At 72.3% G+C, this 1,671-nt stretch carries 2 protein-coding genes and 1 pseudogene; all 3 read left to right on the top strand.

All coding sequences use genetic code 11. The features are described from left to right. On the top strand, nt 1-672 hold a 672-nt coding region (locus AC07Z7_RS25020), incomplete at its 5' end, for an ABC transporter permease (RefSeq protein ID WP_494768036.1). Then, nucleotides 669-1,148 (top strand): annotated as a pseudogene (locus AC07Z7_RS25015) (ATP-binding cassette domain-containing protein); the annotation flags it as partial. The gene AC07Z7_RS25020 and the pseudogene AC07Z7_RS25015, both read left to right, overlap by 4 nt. A 424-nt stretch (nt 1,149-1,572) precedes the next feature. Further along, nucleotides 1,573-1,671: ATP-binding cassette domain-containing protein (locus tag AC07Z7_RS25010; RefSeq protein ID WP_494768037.1), on the top strand; the 99-nt coding region annotated here is incomplete at its 3' end.

Here is a 1,671-nt window from a genome sequence, read left to right as displayed (position 1 = left end):
ACCCTGGAGCCCCCCAGCGCCCAGCACTGGCTGGGCACCGATGTGCTGGGCCGCTCAGCGCTGGCGCGGCTCGCGCATGCGGCGCAGCTGTCGCTGGGCATGGCGCTGCTGGCGGCAGTAAGCGCCGCCGTGCCCGGCACCTTGCTGGGCATTGCCGCCGCGTGGCGTGGAGGGCGCACCGAGCGGGCGCTGCTCATGCTGTCGGACTCGGTGCTCGCCATCCCCGGCCTGCTGCTGGTGCTGCTGATTGCGGCCCTGGCACCCGGCGCGCTGTGGGCGCTGTATGCGGGCCTGTCGGCGGCGCTGTGGGTCGAATACTTTCGCGTGAGCCGTGCGGTGGCCCGGCCCGTGCTGGCGGGCGACGCGGTTCAGGCATCGCGCCTGCTGGGTTTTGGGCGCGGCTATGTGCTGCGCCGCCACCTGCTGCCCGCGCTGGCACCCACGCTGGGCACGCTGCTGGCCTTCACCACATCGCAAGCCGTGCTGGCGCTGGCCGCACTGGGTTTTGTGGGCGTGGGCATGCAGCCGCCCACGCCCGAGCTGGGCCTGATGATGACCGAGGCCATGCCCTACTACGAAGAAGCCCCGTGGCTCATTGCTGCCCCCACCGCCCTGCTGGTGTGGCTGGTGGCCGCGATGATGCTGCTCAACCCCGACCGGGAGACCGCATGACCACGCCTTTCAAATCCGACGCCCTGCTGGTCGTGGAGGGCCTGGGCATCCAGGTGGGCGGCAAACGGCTGCTGCGCGACATCGGCTTCAGCCTGCGGCCGGGCGAGGCGCTGACCCTGGTGGGCGAAAGCGGCGCGGGCAAGTCGCTGCTGGCCCAGGCCATCATGGGCAACCTGCCGCCGGCACTGCAGGCCACGGGCCAGATCACGCTGGATGGCACCACCACCCGCGCCCAGGACGCCGCCGCGCGCCGCGCCCTGTGGGGCCGCAAGCTGGCGCTGCTGCCGCAGGAGCCCTCGCTGGCACTCAACCCCCTGGCCCGCGTGGCGCCGCAGCTGGCCGAGGTGTACCGCCTGCTGCACCAGCAGCCCCCCAGCGCCGCCAGCACACAGGCCGAACAGGTGCTGGGCGCTGCGGGCCTGGGCGGCGCAGGCAGCCACTACCCCTGGCAACTGTCGGGCGGCATGGCCCAGCGCGCGGTGGCCGCCATCACCCTGGCCGGAGGCGCGCCGGTGCTGATGGTGGACGAGCCCACCAAAGGCCTGGACGCGCATTGGCGCGGCCGCATGGTGGAGTTATTCCAGGGCGTGCTGCAGGCGGGTGGCTGCCTGCTTACCATCACGCACGATATGCAGGTGGCGCAGGCGCTGGGCGGCCAAGTCATTGTGCTGCGCCACGGGCAGGCGGTGGAGCAAGGCGACATCCACACCGTGGCGGCCGCGCCGCAGCACGCCTTTACCCGCCAGCTGCTGCAGGCCGACCCGGCCCACTGGCTGCCGTTTGCCGAGCCCACGCTGGGGGAACCCGTCGTAGACGGCGCATGGCATCTCCAAAGCCTATGGCGCGCAGAAGCTGTTTGCGCCGCTCGACCTGGAACTGCGCAGCGGCGAACGCATCGCCGTGCAAGGCCCCAGCGGCACCGGCAAAAGCACACTGGGCAATGTGCTGCTGGGCCTGGTGGCGCCCGACACGGGCCGTGTGGAGCGCAGCGCCCGGCTG

The sequence above is a fragment of the Acidovorax sp. GW101-11A03 genome (assembly GCF_059424825.1).
Note: the sequence above shows the minus strand (reverse complement) of the source record. Positions and strands in the feature narration are given on the sequence as shown.